This window comes from Pedobacter sp. SG908, from assembly GCF_011759615.1.
Taxonomy (GTDB): Bacteria; Bacteroidota; Bacteroidia; order Sphingobacteriales; family Sphingobacteriaceae; genus Pedobacter; species Pedobacter riviphilus.
In genome coordinates, this window is sequence record NZ_JAAOYY010000002.1 from 1237048 (window position 1) to 1252325 (window position 15278).

General features: G+C 38.9%; 11 protein-coding genes. 9 read left to right on the forward strand and 2 right to left on the reverse strand.

The window, feature by feature from the left end; genetic code table 11:
- Nucleotides 1-76: 76 nt before the first annotated feature.
- The 5 genes from uvrA (at nt 77) to FHT21_RS20345 (ending at nt 8040) form a co-directional block, all read left to right on the forward strand.
- Nucleotides 77-2974, forward strand: coding sequence for an excinuclease ABC subunit UvrA (uvrA, locus tag FHT21_RS20325; RefSeq protein ID WP_167296529.1), 2898 nt, complete (start codon nt 77-79; stop codon nt 2972-2974).
- A 123-nt stretch (nt 2975-3097) separates the two neighbouring features.
- A complete protein-coding gene (locus FHT21_RS20330; RefSeq protein ID WP_167296530.1) occupies nt 3098-3865 on the forward strand; it encodes a TatD family hydrolase in 768 nt (255 codons plus the stop codon).
- 283 nt (nt 3866-4148) lie between these two features.
- Entirely contained in the window at nt 4149-5168 is a 1020-nt protein-coding gene (locus tag FHT21_RS20335; RefSeq protein WP_167296531.1) for a type I asparaginase, read from the forward strand.
- Between the two features lie 367 nt (nt 5169-5535).
- Nucleotides 5536-6948 carry an MBL fold metallo-hydrolase gene (locus tag FHT21_RS20340; protein WP_167296532.1) on the forward strand — a complete coding sequence of 471 codons (1413 nt, stop codon included), beginning with the start codon at nt 5536-5538 and terminating at the stop codon, nt 6946-6948.
- Between the two features lie 126 nt (nt 6949-7074).
- On the forward strand, nt 7075-8040 hold the full coding sequence (locus FHT21_RS20345; protein ID WP_167296533.1) for a YpdA family putative bacillithiol disulfide reductase: 966 nt from the start codon (nt 7075-7077) through the stop codon (nt 8038-8040).
- 697 nt (nt 8041-8737) lie between these two features.
- Here FHT21_RS20345 and FHT21_RS20350 read toward each other — a convergent pair.
- The gene (locus FHT21_RS20350) at nt 8738-9730 is read right to left on the reverse strand and encodes an alpha/beta fold hydrolase (protein ID WP_167296534.1); all 993 of its coding nucleotides are present in this window, start codon (nt 9728-9730) and stop codon (nt 8738-8740) included.
- A 292-nt stretch (nt 9731-10022) separates the two neighbouring features.
- Here FHT21_RS20350 and FHT21_RS20355 point away from each other — a divergent pair, with 292 nt between their 5' ends.
- The 4 genes from FHT21_RS20355 (at nt 10023) to FHT21_RS20370 (ending at nt 14377) form a co-directional block, all read left to right on the forward strand.
- Nucleotides 10023-10994, forward strand: a complete 972-nt coding sequence (locus FHT21_RS20355; protein WP_167296535.1) for a polyprenyl synthetase family protein — start codon at nt 10023-10025, stop codon at nt 10992-10994.
- Nucleotides 10994-12049 (forward strand): TerC family protein, encoded by a 1056-nt coding sequence (locus tag FHT21_RS20360; RefSeq protein ID WP_167296536.1) that lies wholly within the window; start codon nt 10994-10996, stop codon nt 12047-12049. Before FHT21_RS20355 ends, FHT21_RS20360 begins: the two co-directional genes overlap by 1 nt.
- Nucleotides 12050-12230: 181 nt before the next feature.
- Nucleotides 12231-12866, forward strand: a complete 636-nt coding sequence (locus FHT21_RS20365) for a LysE family translocator (protein ID WP_167296537.1) — start codon at nt 12231-12233, stop codon at nt 12864-12866.
- Between the two features lie 62 nt (nt 12867-12928).
- Nucleotides 12929-14377, forward strand: a complete 1449-nt coding sequence (locus tag FHT21_RS20370) for a M20/M25/M40 family metallo-hydrolase (RefSeq protein WP_167296538.1) — start codon at nt 12929-12931, stop codon at nt 14375-14377.
- A gap of 265 nt (nt 14378-14642) precedes the next feature.
- On the opposite strand, the gene FHT21_RS20375 is transcribed toward FHT21_RS20370, so the two are convergent.
- Nucleotides 14643-15071, reverse strand: a complete 429-nt coding sequence (locus FHT21_RS20375; RefSeq protein WP_167296539.1) for a CBS domain-containing protein — start codon at nt 15069-15071, stop codon at nt 14643-14645.
- Nucleotides 15072-15278 lie beyond the last annotated feature (207 nt).

The window sequence follows — 15278 nt, forward strand, 5'->3', positions numbered from 1 at the left end:
AAAATTTTTAGCATTTTTGCGGATTGAAATTTTGTCTTTTTAAAGACTCGATTTTGCCTCCAACTTTAAATAAAATATGAGCAACAAATCTATCGACCTCGGCGAGCAAAAAGATGTAGAAGTATATGGTGCGAGGGTACATAATTTAAAGAATATAGATGTAAGTTTTCCACGCAACCAGCTTGTTGTTATAACGGGTTTAAGTGGTAGCGGTAAATCGTCATTGGCTTTTGATACTATTTATGCGGAAGGACAGCGCCGTTATATGGAAACATTTAGTGCTTACAGCCGCCAGTTTATGGGAGGGATGGAGCGGCCTGATGTAGATAAGGTTTCTGGCTTAAGTCCGGTTATTGCCATTGAGCAAAAAACCACCAGTAAAAACCCGCGCTCTACCGTAGGTACCATTACTGAGATTTACGATTTCATGCGTTTGCTTTATGCACGTGTTGCCGACGCCTATTCGTACAATACTGGCGAAAAGATGGAGCGGATGAGCGAAGACCAGATTCTGCAGAATATCTTCAATAAATTTGATGGCGTAGCGGTAAATATTCTTGCCCCTGTTGTGAAAGGTAGAAAGGGGCATTACCGCGAGCTTTTTGAACAGATCCGCAAACAGGGATATGTTAAGGTTCGTGTAGATGGAGAAATAAAAGATATTACCGCTAAAATGCAGGTAGATCGCTATAAAATCCACGATATCGAAGTGGTGATTGACCGTTTGATTATTGATGTGAAAGATAAAAAACGCCTGCTAGATTCACTGCAAACTGCGATGAAAATGGGTAAGGGCGTAATCAAGATCAGCGACAAAGACAATAACGTTGCGCATTTTAGTAAGTTTTTGATGTGTCCAACCACAGGTATATCTTACGATGAGCCCCAGCCAAATAGTTTTTCATTCAACTCGCCCTATGGGGCCTGCGAACGTTGTGATGGTTTGGGTTATATCTTCGTGGTGGACAAAGAATCGGTGATCCCGAATCCTAAACTAAGCATCTTAAACGGCGGTTTGGCACCATTGGGCGAATATAGAGACATTTGGATGTTTCAGGTATTAAAAGCTTTGGCTAAAAAATACAGTTTCTCGCTTTCTACACCGATCGAAAAACTAAGCGACGAGATAGTCAATATCATTTTAAACGGTTCGCCTGATCTGATCAAAGTTGAGGTAGAATACAACAAATGGAACGTTCAGAATTATAACATCACTTTTGATGGGATAATTAAAATGCTAGAAGAGCAAAACGAGAAGAGAAGCGAATCAGCATCTGACGATATGGACGAATTCAGAAAATTGAAAACCTGTCCGGAATGTCATGGCGCCCGTTTAAAAAAAGAAAGCCTTCATTTTAAGGTTGATGGAAAAAATATTTTCGAGCTTTCATCGATGGATATCAATAATCTTCATCAGTGGTTTGAAAAAGTTGATGAACGCCTTAGCGACCGTCAGAATATTATTGCCAAAGAAATTTTAAAGGAGATTAAAGCCAGGATCGGTTTTTTAACAGATGTAGGTTTAACTTATTTAACTTTAGACCGTACGGCCCGTACACTCTCAGGTGGCGAGGCACAACGTATCCGTTTGGCCACGCAGATTGGTTCGCAGTTGATGAACGTAATGTACATCCTCGATGAGCCAAGTATCGGGCTGCACCAACGCGATAACGAGCGTTTGATTAATGCACTTAAAAACCTCCGTGATCTTGGAAACACTGTTTTGGTGGTAGAGCACGATAAGGATATGATTCTGGAAGCCGATTGGGTAATTGATGTTGGTCCTGGGGCAGGTATCCACGGCGGAACTGTAGTTGCAGAAGGAACGGCAACAGATATCCTAAAATCGAAAACCTTAACAGCCGATTATCTGAATGGTAAAAAGAAAATTGAAACGCCAAAAAACCGCAGAAAAGGAAATGGACATAAATTGTCTATCGTAAAAGCCACTGGGCATAATTTAAAAGAAGTTTCGGTAGATTTTCCTTTGGGAAAATTTATTGCCGTAACCGGGGTTTCGGGCAGTGGTAAATCGAGTTTGATTACAGAAACATTGTATCCGATCTTAAATCATCATTTTTTCAGGGCAAAAAAACAACCTTTGCCTTACGAGAAAATTAATGGATTGAAAGAAATAGATAAGGTGATTGAAATTGACCAGGCGCCTATTGGTAGAACACCCCGTTCTAATCCATCTACTTATACAGGAGTGTTTTCTGATATCCGAAATCTGTTTGTGCAATTGCCTGAGGCAAAAATACGTGGCTATAAACCAGGCCGTTTCTCTTTTAATGTAAAAGGTGGCCGTTGCGAAACCTGCCAGGGAGCTGGTTTAAAGGTGATTGAAATGAATTTCTTGCCTGATGTGCAGGTGCCCTGCGAAGAATGCGGTGGAAAAAGATATAATAGAGAAACTTTAGAGGTCCGTTTCCGTGGAAAATCGATCAGTGACGTGCTGGATATGAGCATCGAAGATGCCTGTAATTTCTTTGAAAATATCCCGATCATTTATAGGAAGATCAAAACATTGAAAGATGTTGGTTTAGGTTATATCACTTTAGGGCAATCGTCGGTTACTTTATCGGGCGGAGAAGCGCAGCGGGTTAAACTGGCGACAGAACTTTCTAAAAAAGATACCGGAAAAACCTTCTATATTTTAGATGAACCTACTACCGGACTTCACTTCGAAGATATTAATGTGCTTTTAGGTGTATTGCAAGAGCTGGTTGATAAAGGAAATACGATTTTGGTAATTGAACATAATTTAGATGTGGTTAAAGTTGCCGATTGGGTAATTGATTTGGGAGAAGAGGGCGGCGCTGGCGGTGGAAGGATTTTATTCGAAGGCACGCCTGAAGGTTTGATCCAGAACCCGATCAGCTTAACCGGGAAATTTTTGAAAAAAGAAATGGCTTGGGAGTCTGAGGGTAGTAGTCCGAAGTCCGAAGTCAAAATGTCAAAGAAGAAGAAATAGTCCAGGGTTCATCTATCGTTCACCACCCTGAACTTGTTTCAGGGGCTTAGTGCAAATAGATGCTGAATCAAGTTCAGCATGACGAACAACTTTAAGCTCTATTACCCATTTTACATTATAAACATGATTTTTACCGATACCCATACCCATTTATATTACGAGCAGGATGCAGAGAAACAAGCGCAGTTGATGGAACGCTGTTTCGAGAACAGCGTTAACCGTTTGTTTTTGCCTAATGTTGATGTAAAATCAATTGCCATGATAAATGATCTTGTGGCGAAATATCCGGCAAGTTGTTTTGCAATGGCGGGTTTACATCCTTGTGATGTGAAGGAAGATTATCTTACTCAATTAGACGAAATTTACAATAGTATTTCTGATCGGAAAATTTATGCCATTGGTGAGATCGGGATCGATTTGTATTGGGATAAAACTACCTTGGCCATTCAGCAAGATGCTTTTCGTAAACAGATTGCCTGGGCAAAAGATTTAGGTTTACCAATTGTAATCCATTGTCGCGAAGCTTTTGATGAGGTTTTCGAACTTCTGGAAAGCGAAAGAGACGAAAAACTGCGTGGTATTTTTCATTGTTTTACTGGTAATTTGGCTCAGGCTAAACAAGCCATTGATTTAAATTTCTATTTAGGTATTGGTGGGGTAGTTACCTATAAAAAAGCGGGTTTGGATCTGGTATTATCAGAAATTCCTTTAGCTAACTTAGTTTTAGAGACAGATTCGCCTTATTTGGCACCAGTTCCTTTCCGTGGCAAACCAAATGAGAGCAGTTATTTGATTTATGTTGCCCAAAAACTGGCCGATATTTATGGTGTTCCTATTGAAGAAATTGCAGATGTAACCACAGAGAATTCGAAGAAAATTTTCGGGATTTAAATACGCATATTGGTCGGTAAATCGCCGGCTGCAATTTTCTACGTGATTGTCCTACTGAATTTAGTTCGGCATCTTTCTTATCAGGTTCTGAAACAAAACTGATAGCTATCAGATCAGGATGATGATCGTGTGTAATTTCTTGTATTGTAAAATATGGGTATAAAATTTATTATATTGGCAATATATTAACGTTTTTTGGCTTTTTTATTGTTAATTTAAGAATATAGGCTAATCATTTGTAATTTTTTAGTTTCTTTGCGGTGAGCAACCTTCACCCAACCAAATGACCAAAATACTTATAATTTATACCGGCGGTACCATCGGTATGGTTAACGATCCTACAAATGGGATGTTAATTCCATTTGATTTCCAGCAGATAAAAGAAAACGTTCCTGAATTGAGCCGTTTAGATTACGATTTAGATGTGCATTCCTTCAACCCCGTATTGGATTCTTCAAACATGGATCCTGAAATATGGAAAACATTAGCCGAACTTGTTTATCATAAATATGATCAGTACGATGGTTTTGTTATTCTACACGGGTCTGATACTATGGCATTTACAGCGTCAGCATTGAGCTTTATGCTCGAAAATCTGGCTAAACCTGTTGTTTTAACCGGTTCACAGCTTCCAATTGGCGAAATCAGAACTGATGCCAAAGAGAATCTGATTACCGCTTTAGAAATTGCAGCGACCAAAGAAGACGGTAAGGCACTTTTTCCGGAGGTTTGCATTTATTTTGATGCGCAATTATTTAGGGGTAACCGATCTATAAAATACAATAGTGAAAAGTTTGAGGCTTTCCGCTCGCCAAATTATCCAATACTTGCTGAAGCAGGTGTTCACCTTCAGTTTTACAGAAATTACATTCTCAAAGCACCAAAAGGAGAATTGAAATTGCATACCAATTTTAATTCGAACATCGGTGTGCTGAAATTATATCCTGGCATAACGCCACAGGCTGTTCAGGCGATAACAGATTCGAAAGTAGATGCCATTATTTTAGAAACTTTCGGCTCTGGCAATACCACAACGGCACAATGGTTTCTAGATAGTTTGCGTCAGGCTATTTTGAATGGAAAAATTATTATCGACATTTCTCAATGTAAAAAAGGTTCAGTTCAGCTGGGCCGTTACGAAACGAGCAGAGAACTGTTGAAAATGGGCGTATTAAGCGGCTACGATTTAACTTTCGAAGCTACGGTAACCAAATTAATGTTCGTTATGGGCTTAGGTTTATCGGTAGAAGAAAGCCGCAAATTAATGGAAGAATCGCTTCGTGGAGAGCTAACTAAAGATTAATGTCGCAAACCTGTGAGGTTTGGAAAAGTTTAGAACCGAAAACTGTAAATTGGAAACAGCAAACTGATTTGGGCGTTCCCCAAGCTACGCAAGGGGCAGGCTTTTCAGGGCTGCGCTTCGCTCCGGTGCCGATGAAGGATCGGCACTGAACCCTTACAATCCCTAACGCAAAACCACCTTTCAAAAACCTATGAGGTATCCTAAAACTAAGAGGTCTGCCCTGGAATAAGTAAAACTTCTGCAATTATGACCATCATCATTTCGGATATAAGTATTTAGCGCTATTTTTGCTAGTAAAGAGGTACAAAGTGTAGGGGTTAAGGCGTAAGGTCATGTCTTGATACTTAATACACAATACTTATTAATCATGAAAATAGAACAAATATATACAGGGTGCCTGGCAGAAGCTGCTTATTACATCGAAAGCGACGGCGAAGCTGCAATTATTGATCCGCTAAGAGAGGTAGGAACGTACTTAAAGAAAGCTGAAAAAGCAGGGGCCACCATTAAATATATTTTTGAAACGCATTTTCACGCCGATTTTGTTTCCGGACATGTAGATCTGGCAGAGAAATCCGGTGCCGAAATTATCTATGGCCCAACTGCTAAAACCGAATTTAAATCGCATATTGCTAAAGATGGCGAACAGTTTAAAATTGGAAAGGTAACCATTACTGCTTTACATACACCGGGGCATACTTTAGAATCGACAACTTACTTACTAAGCGATGAAAATGGAAAAGATTATTGCATTTTTAGTGGCGATACCTTATTTATTGGTGATGTTGGTCGCCCGGATTTAGCGCAGAAAGGTCATTTAACCATGGAAGATTTGGCCGGAATGCTTTACGATTCGTTAAATGAGAAAATAAAACCCTTAGCTGATGATGTAATTGTTTACCCGGCGCATGGTGCAGGTTCTGCCTGTGGCAAAAGCATGAGTAAAGAAACTTTCGATACTTTAGGACATCAGAAAGAAGTAAATTATGCCTTAAAAGCCGAAACAAAAGAGCAGTTTATTGCAGAAGTAACAGATGGTATTTTGCCACCACCACAATATTTTGCTAAAAATGCGGCTATTAATAAAGGTGGGGTGGAAAGTATTGATGAGGTTTACGAGAAAGGATTAAATGCTTTAACACCTCAGCAGTTTGAAGATACTGCAAACCAAACAGGAGCGATTATGCTTGATACCCGCGATCCGCAGGTTTTTGCCAAAGGTTTTATTCCAAATTCAATCAATATTGGTCTTAACGGCCAGTTTGCACCTTGGGTTGGTGCTTTAATTACCGATTTACAGCAACCAATTTTACTGATTACAGATCAAGGTAAGGAAGAAGAGACCATTACCCGCTTAACCCGCGTAGGATACGATAGTACCATTGGTTATTTAGATGGCGGTTTCGAAAGATGGACAGATGCTGGCAAGGAAATCGATACGATTGAATCAATCTCTGCAGAGGCATTTGAAAAAGCTAGTTTTAACGGCGAAATTACAGCCCTTGATGTACGTAAACCAGGTGAATATGAATCAGAACATCTGGAATTTACGCTGAGCCGTCCGTTAGATTTTATTAACGACTGGACTGGCGAGATCAATCCAAAAGCTACCTATTACATTCACTGTGCAGGTGGCTACCGCTCGATGATTGCTGCTTCCATCTTAAAATCGCGTGGGGTAGAAAATGTGATCGATGTTGCCGGCGGTTACGGCGCAATTAAAAATACCGGTTTAAAAAGAACCGATTTCGCCTGCCCAAGCAAAGCAATGAAAGTTTAATAGAAAGCAATTGTCACATTGAGCTTCACGATAAATCAGGACATGTAGTCGAAATATAATTAAGGTTCTTTGACAGGCTCTCCGTAGGAGTCCTTTGGACAGAATGACAACCTAAGATATAACCATTTGGCAAATCAAAATCATTACGACATATTAATTATCGGTGCTGGCCCGATAGGGATGGCTTGTGCAATTGAAGCCCAAAAAGCAAATCTAAGCTATGTAATTGTAGAGAAAGGTGCTTTGGTGAACAGTCTGTTCAATTATCCTGTATTTATGACCTTCTTTTCTACTTCTCAAAAGCTAGAAATTGGAGGGGTGCCTTTTGTAACCATTAATCCGAAGCCTAACCGAAATGAAGCGGTTGAATATTACCGTCGTGTGGCCGAAAAATTTGATTTAAATATCCATCTTTTTGAAAGCGTAAAACAGGTTGTTAAAAACGATAGCAATGTTTTCGAAATCAATACCTCTAAAACCAACTATACAGCTAACAATGTAATTGTGGCCACTGGCTTTTATGATGTGCCTTTAGTGATGAATGTTCCAGGAGAGGATTTACCGAAAGTAACGCATTATTACAAAGATCCGCATTTATATGCCTTTCAGAATGTAGTGGTGGTTGGCGCCAATAACTCTGGTGTAGATGCTGCTTTAGAAACGTATCGGAAAGGTGCAAAGGTAACTATGGTAGTACGCAGCGGCGATCTTGGCCCTCATGTTAAATATTGGGTGCGCCCGGATATACAGAACAGGATTAAAGAAGGTGAGGTTAAAGCACTTTTTAACTCCGAGTTGATTGAAATAAGAGAGGGTGAAGTAGATATTAAAACACCAGCGGGAATAAAAACCATCCCGAATGATTTTGTAATTGCCATGACCGGTTACCAACCGGATTTTGGAATGCTGAGGAAATTCGGCATCGAATTACCCGAAACACTTTGTCCGGTTTACAACGAAGAAACGATGGAAACCAATGTAAAAGGTTTGTATCTGGCGGGTGTAGTTTGTGGTGGGTTAGATACCCACAAACTTTTTATCGAAAACTCAAGGGTGCACGCCGAAATGATTGTGAAGAATATTCTGAGTTAATTTCTTACGAAGTTTAGCCTGGGGATTAATGTAGAATAACTTCGTAAGTCTTTAAAGTTAATTACCCTTGTATTTTCCATATTTATAAGCCGCAAACAACATTAACGCGATGACTATAATCTGAAATAAAATGAGAAAATTGATTGGCGTTAAAAAAGTAGAAAAAAAGCCCTCATCAGGTAGTATGTCAGGGGCTGATTTTGTTTGGAGTGATAGCGGAGGGTAAATTTTCCACCCGCGCCGTGATGGGAAATTAAGAAAAGCCAATAATGGAGTTGCTCTAATTATTAAGGCCGTGAAGCTTAAACCTAAGATTGAAAAAATTAAAAATGGTAACTTTCGATTAAAAGAATACCTCTTTTCTTTAAGGAAATAGAGTATAAAAGAGAAAACAATAAAAAACCAGATTAAAAAGTGCTGGCTAGCCACAACAAAATAGGTGTCGTGCAGATTTAGATCAATAGAGTCGCTGAAGATTGTTTTCCCAAATAGGGCAAAACCTATAATTATTGTAAATATCGTACAGCTTAAAATCCATAAAATTTCCTGCAGTAATGGTTTGTTTTTCATAAAGAGCGTGATTTAGATTTATTTTGTAAATATGTCAGTCGTCATGCTGAACTTGTTTCAGCATCTAATTAGCAATATAGACCCTGAAATAAATTCAGGGTGACGAGCACCGCTTGATAAAATTTAATTAATGAACCGGAACCTTTAATGTACTCCCCACAAAACTTTCAATGGCCCCATTTACACTAGGCAAATCTTTCGAGGTAATATATGATCCCATTACATGATTTCCTGCGTTGGGGATAGCTACTTTTCTTTTTAAATGAGTCGGCGTACCCAGTTCATCGAACATTTTCAGCATAGCATCTACACGCACTACAGGATCTTGCTCGAGTTCATTTTTGTAATAATAGAGCATTAAAACGGGTTGTTTTACTTTTTGAAAAGTAGATTTTATCATACTGCTCTCGATAAATTCTTCCAGTTCTACCAGAGATTCGAGGCGATAGTTGGTATACCAGTATTTTTTATACTCGTCAGTGCGGTCGTCTACTTTTCGCTCATCGCCACCCACCACTTTCCTGGCAATCTGTAAGCCCCATGGATTATTCAAAAGCCAGGCGTTTTTATCGTTAATGGCCACATTTGGCGACAATAAAATTAAACTGTTAATTTCAGGATAGGTTGCCGCTAGTTTTAAAGCGACAGTTCCACCGGTAGAAGTGCCTACTAAAATTACTTTTTTGCCCAGTTTTTTACCGATGGCATAAGCCTGTTTACTGGTTTCCCAAAGGCGATCGGCGGTAAAATATTGCATAGGCGCAAGTGTATCAATGCCATGGTCGGCCAAACGCGCTAAATATAAATTGGCATTTAGTTCTTTTGCTAAATTGAGGTAAACGGGGTTTCCCTCTGTTTTTGATGCCGAAAAACCATGGAGGTAAACAATGGCATACTCGGTTTGCTTGTGCAGGGGATCAGCCCAGATGATTTCAGCTTCGTTACCCGGCTTTATTTTGTGCATCGATTCTATGCTGGCCACATAGCGGTCTAAATCTTCCAGATCGGGAACCTGGGTGAGTTCTTTGTTATAAACCGGTTTTTTGGGTTTTGGCCCGAGTAGGTAGCCTGCAACAATTAATGCCGAAAGGCCGATAAGTACTTTGTAGCGTTTTTTCATATTAGGCACCAAATATTGGTTTAAATGTAAAATTTGAAATTAAATAAAGCTAATATTTTTGAGGAATTAATTATCGTATCGAGGGGCTTTTGTTTGCATTTGCCCATAATGTTAAACCTGATGGCGCCAAATAACCCACAGACCGAAGCATGAGAGCGTAAACTACGGGCAGTAGCAGGAGAAAAGATGTTGAGGATTACTGTTATTGCTTTTCAAATCCTGAATAATACGAATACACATTACCTTTTTATGGGAAATTAGCTTAAGTTTGCAATCAAAATTTTTCGACTTAATGCCGGGAATCGAACAGATAAAAACACCTATTGCTGCTGATATTAAAGCGTTTGAAAAAACCTTTAAAGAATCTATGCATAGCGACGCACCGTTGCTGGATAGGATTACCCATTATATTGTAAAGCAAAAGGGTAAACAAATGCGACCAATGTTCGTGTTTTTTGCGGCTAAGCTATGTGGTGGCATTACAGAATCAACCCATCGCGGGGCTGCTTTGGTAGAGCTTTTACATACGGCTACTTTGGTGCATGATGATGTGGTAGACAATGCTTACGAGCGCCGTGGCTTTTTCTCTATCAATGCTTTATGGAAAAACAAGATTGCCGTTTTAGTTGGCGATTACCTGTTGGCTAAAGGATTGTTGCTTTCGGTAAACAATAACGAACACCGTTTGTTACAGATTGTATCGGAAGCGGTGAAACAGATGAGCGAGGGCGAACTGTTGCAGGTAGAAAAGGTGCGGAGGATGGATATTTCAGAAGATTTATATTTTGATGTGATCCGCCAGAAAACCGCTTCTTTAATTGCTTCTTGTTGCGCTGCGGGCGCTGCTTCGGCAGGTGCTGATGATGAAACGATAGAAAAAATGCGTCTGTTTGGCGAAAAAGTAGGAATTGCATTTCAGATTAAAGACGATACTTTCGATTTCGGGACAGATGATGTAGGCAAACCTTTGGGTATTGATATCAAAGAGAAGAAAGTAACGCTGCCTTTAATTTATGCGCTGAATAAAGCCGAAAAAACTGAACGTAAAAAAATGATCAACCTGGTGAAAAACCACCAGGACGATCCGGTTAAAATTCAGCAGATTATAGATTTCGTAAATGCCCATGAAGGTGTGTATTACGCGAACCAGAAAATGTTGGAATACCAGCATTCAGCTTTCGATATCCTGCACAGTTTTGAGGCAGGCGAAGCACGAACTGGTTTAGAACAACTTGTACTGTACACCACTGAACGTAAAAAATAATGAGTAACGAATTACTTTTTAGCTTAGGTTTTCTTCTTTTTATTGTGCTGATTCTTGCTTTAGATCTTGGTCTTTTTAGCAGAAAAGAACATGTGGTGAGCTTAAAACAGGCTGGAGTAATGAGTTTGATCATGGTGGCTTTGGCCATCGGTTTTTACTTTATTCTGTTAACCGAAGGGCACCAGCTCCATGGAATAAAGGATTTTGCACATCTTAAAGAAATTGTAATTAGCCATCAGCATCATATTAAGCTGATTCCTGATGATTTTGAAGGGAGTTTGGCGATTTATAGACAAAACCTCGGCTTAGAGTTTTTGACGGGTTATGTAATTGAGTATGCACTTTCGGTAGATAATATTTTTGTGATCGTACTCGTTTTCTCTGCTTTCGCTGTTGAAGAAAAATATTACCACCGTGTATTGTTCTGGGGTATTTTAGGTGCCATTATCATGCGTTTCATCTTCATTTTTGTTGGCGCAGCATTAATTGCAAAATTTGCCTGGATACTCTATTTTTTTGGCGCTTTCCTTGTTTTTACTGGTGTAAAAATGTTCTTCAGCAAAGATGAGGATGATAAAATTGATCCTGAAAATCACCCTGTAGTAAAATGGGCCTCGAAAATATTTTCTATTCATCCAAAGTATGAGGGTAAAAAATTCTTCGTAAAAATTAATCATAAAACACTGGTAACACCTTTGTTTTTGGTGTTGCTGATTGTTGAGTTTACCGATCTTTTATTCGCTGTAGATTCTATTCCGGCTATTTTTGCAGTGACGAAAGATCCTTACATTGTATTTTTCTCTAATATTTTTGCCATCATGGGTTTACGTTCCATGTTCTTCCTGTTGGTGAATATCATCCATAAATTCCATTATTTAAAAACCGGATTAGCCGTACTATTGGCATTTATCGGGATAAAAATGTTGGGGCATACTTATCTGGAGAAATGGGGCTTCACTACGGAGCATTCTTTGATCGTGATTCTGAGTATCTTAGTGATTAGTATAGTGGCTTCTTTGGCTTTTCCGAAGAAAAAAGCACACGTTAAGCTATAGGTATTAATAGCTAAGGCTATTGTCATTACATTATTCATGTTGAGGTACAGGATATTATAACCTTTAATTTCTTCTGCAATTAAATTTTTAGCCTTTACTTTTCCTCATAATCTATTAATTTAGCGCAGTAGTTATTTTATAATCGGAATGCTACTCCTACACGGCTAAATTGATCTGCATTATGATACCTTTCAGTAACTTACTAGTTTTTTCTTTGGCAGCTTTGATATTGGTGATAAGTCCCGGGCCAAACATGTTGTACCTTATTTCCAGGTCTATTACCCAGGGTAAAAAAGCAGGATTGATCTCTTTGTCCGGTGTAATCTGCGGTTTTCTTTTCCATATTGTAATGGTATCTTTTGGTTTAACAGCTGTGCTTTTCGCAGTACCCTATGCTTATGATACTTTGAGGATTCTTGGTGTTTTATACTTATTGTACCTGGCCTATCAAGCCGTTAAACCCAATAGCAAAAGTATTTTTGAAGCCCCGCAAGATTTACCACACGATAAATCGTCTAAGTTATTCAGTATAGGTTTTTTAACCAATGTGCTAAATCCAAAAGTGGCAGTTTTTTATCTTTCGTTTTTTCCTCAATTTATAAAATCCGAATACGGTTCTGTTATGACCCAAAGTTTGCAGCTTGGTATTACGCAGGTTTTGGTAAGCTTTACTATTAATTTAATTATTGTACTATCTGCTTCAAAAGTGGCGGTATTTTTTGCCAGAAGTCCGAAATGGGTTAAAGTCCAAAAATGGTTTATGGCAAGCGTGTTAATGGGTTTGGCATTTAAGATGGCATTAAGCAAAGCAAAATAAGCGTTACAGCTAGTAATCTCTGGCTAAAATTTGTACTTTCAGCAACTAAACTATTATTCCTAATGAAATATCTTTTCGCTTCAGCGCTTCTTTGTACCACTTTGTTTGTAAATGCCCAGGATAAATTCGGTGATGTTTTTGCCAAGATCAATGCCGATGTACAGCAAAATTCAAAAGCTTATCAAACACTTAAATATGAAACCGAAACTATCGGTCACCGTTTAACGGGTTCTACAAACGGCGCAAAAGCCGAGCAATATGCTTTTGATTTATTAAAATCTTATGGCTGCGAGGTGAAATTTCAACCTTTTGAAGTAGAAAGCTGGGCCAGAAAAACCATCAGCGTAGAAATTGGTAACGATAAAAACAACCTGACCAAAATGAAAGCGGTTACCTTAGCACATTCGCCGGTTAGTGCAGACGTTACTGGCGAGATAGTAGATGCAGGTAATGGATTGGAGGCAGATTATCAAGCCAGTCCGGAGAAGTTTAAAGGTAAAATTGCACTGATTTATCTTGGTGTATTACCCGGTTCTCCTGCTGGTACAAAATCATTGCACCGCTCAGAAAAGACCGCTATTGCAACAAAATATGGAGCCATTGGGGTGATTATTATCAACACCGTAAAAGATGGAGTACTTTTAACCGGAACAGCTTCGGTAACGGGTAAATTAATTTCAATCCCTGCAATTTGTATCGGTTTAGAAGATGGTACAGCCTTAAAGGAAAAAATTAAATCACAGCCACAGATCGCGCATATCGCCATGACCAATTTCTCAGGTTTAATCAAAGCTAGGAACGTAGTAGCTACTTTTAAAGGAACTGAATTTCCTAAAGATAAAATTGTAGTGGGTGGACATTTAGATAGCTGGGATTTAGCCACTGGTGCCATCGACAATGGAATCGGTTCATTTGCCATTATGGATATGGCACGTACTTTTAAAAAACTGAATTTAAAAACCAAACGTACCGTAGAGTTTGTGCTGTTTATGGGGGAGGAACAAGGTTTGTTAGGCTCTAAAGCGTACATTGATCAGGCTAAGAAAGACAAAACATTAAGCCAGGTTAAGTTTATGTTGAACTACGACATGACCAACGATCCAAAAGGCTTTTCTACCTCACGTGCAGAAATGAAAGATTTGTTTACGGCTTGGGGAGCTGATATTGTGAAAATTGATACCGGTTTCAAAAATCTGTTTAATGCTGGTGCAGGTTTGCATAGCGATCATCAGCCATTTATGTTAGAGGGGATACCTACAGGTGGTGGTTTTGGTGGTAAACTACCAAACAATTCTGGTCCATTTTATCACTCAGATGGCGATAGCTTTAAATTGGTAGATGAGCAAGAGCTTAAAAATACAGTGCGTTACAGCGCCATGTTAACTTACGCTTTAGCCAATACGCCGAAAATTCCGGTTGGTGTGCAGGGCGAAGAAGAATTAAGGGCTTTCTTGGAATCTCAAAACCTAAAAGAGCCGCTGAGTATTGCTGGTGAGTGGAGATGGAAATAATAATTTGATGGATTATTTCTTGCCTTTTCCCTTCGGAGAATTGTGCTGCTAGCAGAAATATAAAAACTCAAAACCTCGAAATAAAAAACACAGGTAAAGTTAATGGCGACATTAAAACAGAGGCCATTGAAATTGAATTAGATGCACAATACAATGGAAAACTCGAAATGCACCAACCAGGTAAAACTGAAGATAAAGTAGCGGTGAAAGCGTAGGTCTCATCTATTGGTTGGTGTCTCACCAACCAACATAATCCAACTCGGCATTAACCGCTAATATAGCTTTCCAATTGCGAAATGGTCTGTTTTTGATCTGCAATAATAAATTTTACCACATCACCGATGGAGACCATCCCTTTTACTTCACTGTTTTCTACAACCGGTAAATGACGGATGTGTTTATTTGTCATCAGTTCCATGCAATAATCAATACTATCGCTTAAATTAATGGTGATCGGACTGCTCGTCATTGCTTCTTTAATCAAAGTATCTTTTGAAGATTTACCCTGAAGGATGATTTTTCTGGCATAATCGCGTTCCGTAAAAATGCCGTGTAGCCGATCATTTTCCATGACCAATACCGCGCTGATATTTTTTTCTGTCATTACTTTTAAGGCATCTAAAACAGAAATATTTTCTGATACCGAGATAATCCGTACCTGTTTGGTATCTAACAAGTGTTTTACGCTTTTCATAAAACTTAATTTGGTTATAACAATTTAAGAAATAATTAGCTGTAAATCAAAGTTTTATTTTAAGTTGTTCCTTGCTTTACAAACGAAGCACAGTTTTATGTAATCTAAACCTTATGCGAAGGGCAGCCTCCGATTTATTCTATCGGAGCTACAGTGAATGGCAGAACCAAGCTAACCTAAGGACTGCTAGTTTTGCTTTTCAAATTA

Coding starts and splice junctions, on each gene's coding strand:
- FHT21_RS20365 (WP_167296537.1), top strand. CDS start 12,231: ATGATACCTTTCAGTAACTTACTAGTTTTTTCTTTGGCAGCTTTGATA.
- FHT21_RS20355 (WP_167296535.1), top strand. CDS start 10,023: ATGCCGGGAATCGAACAGATAAAAACACCTATTGCTGCTGATATTAAA.
- FHT21_RS20340 (WP_167296532.1), top strand. CDS start 5,536: ATGAAAATAGAACAAATATATACAGGGTGCCTGGCAGAAGCTGCTTAT.
- uvrA (WP_167296529.1), top strand. CDS start 77: ATGAGCAACAAATCTATCGACCTCGGCGAGCAAAAAGATGTAGAAGTA.
- FHT21_RS20330 (WP_167296530.1), top strand. CDS start 3,098: ATGATTTTTACCGATACCCATACCCATTTATATTACGAGCAGGATGCA.
- FHT21_RS20360 (WP_167296536.1), top strand. CDS start 10,994: ATGAGTAACGAATTACTTTTTAGCTTAGGTTTTCTTCTTTTTATTGTG.
- FHT21_RS20375 (WP_167296539.1), bottom strand. CDS start 15,071: ATGAAAAGCGTAAAACACTTGTTAGATACCAAACAGGTACGGATTATC.
- FHT21_RS20370 (WP_167296538.1), top strand. CDS start 12,929: ATGAAATATCTTTTCGCTTCAGCGCTTCTTTGTACCACTTTGTTTGTA.
- FHT21_RS20350 (WP_167296534.1), bottom strand. CDS start 9,730: ATGAAAAAACGCTACAAAGTACTTATCGGCCTTTCGGCATTAATTGTT.
- FHT21_RS20335 (WP_167296531.1), top strand. CDS start 4,149: ATGACCAAAATACTTATAATTTATACCGGCGGTACCATCGGTATGGTT.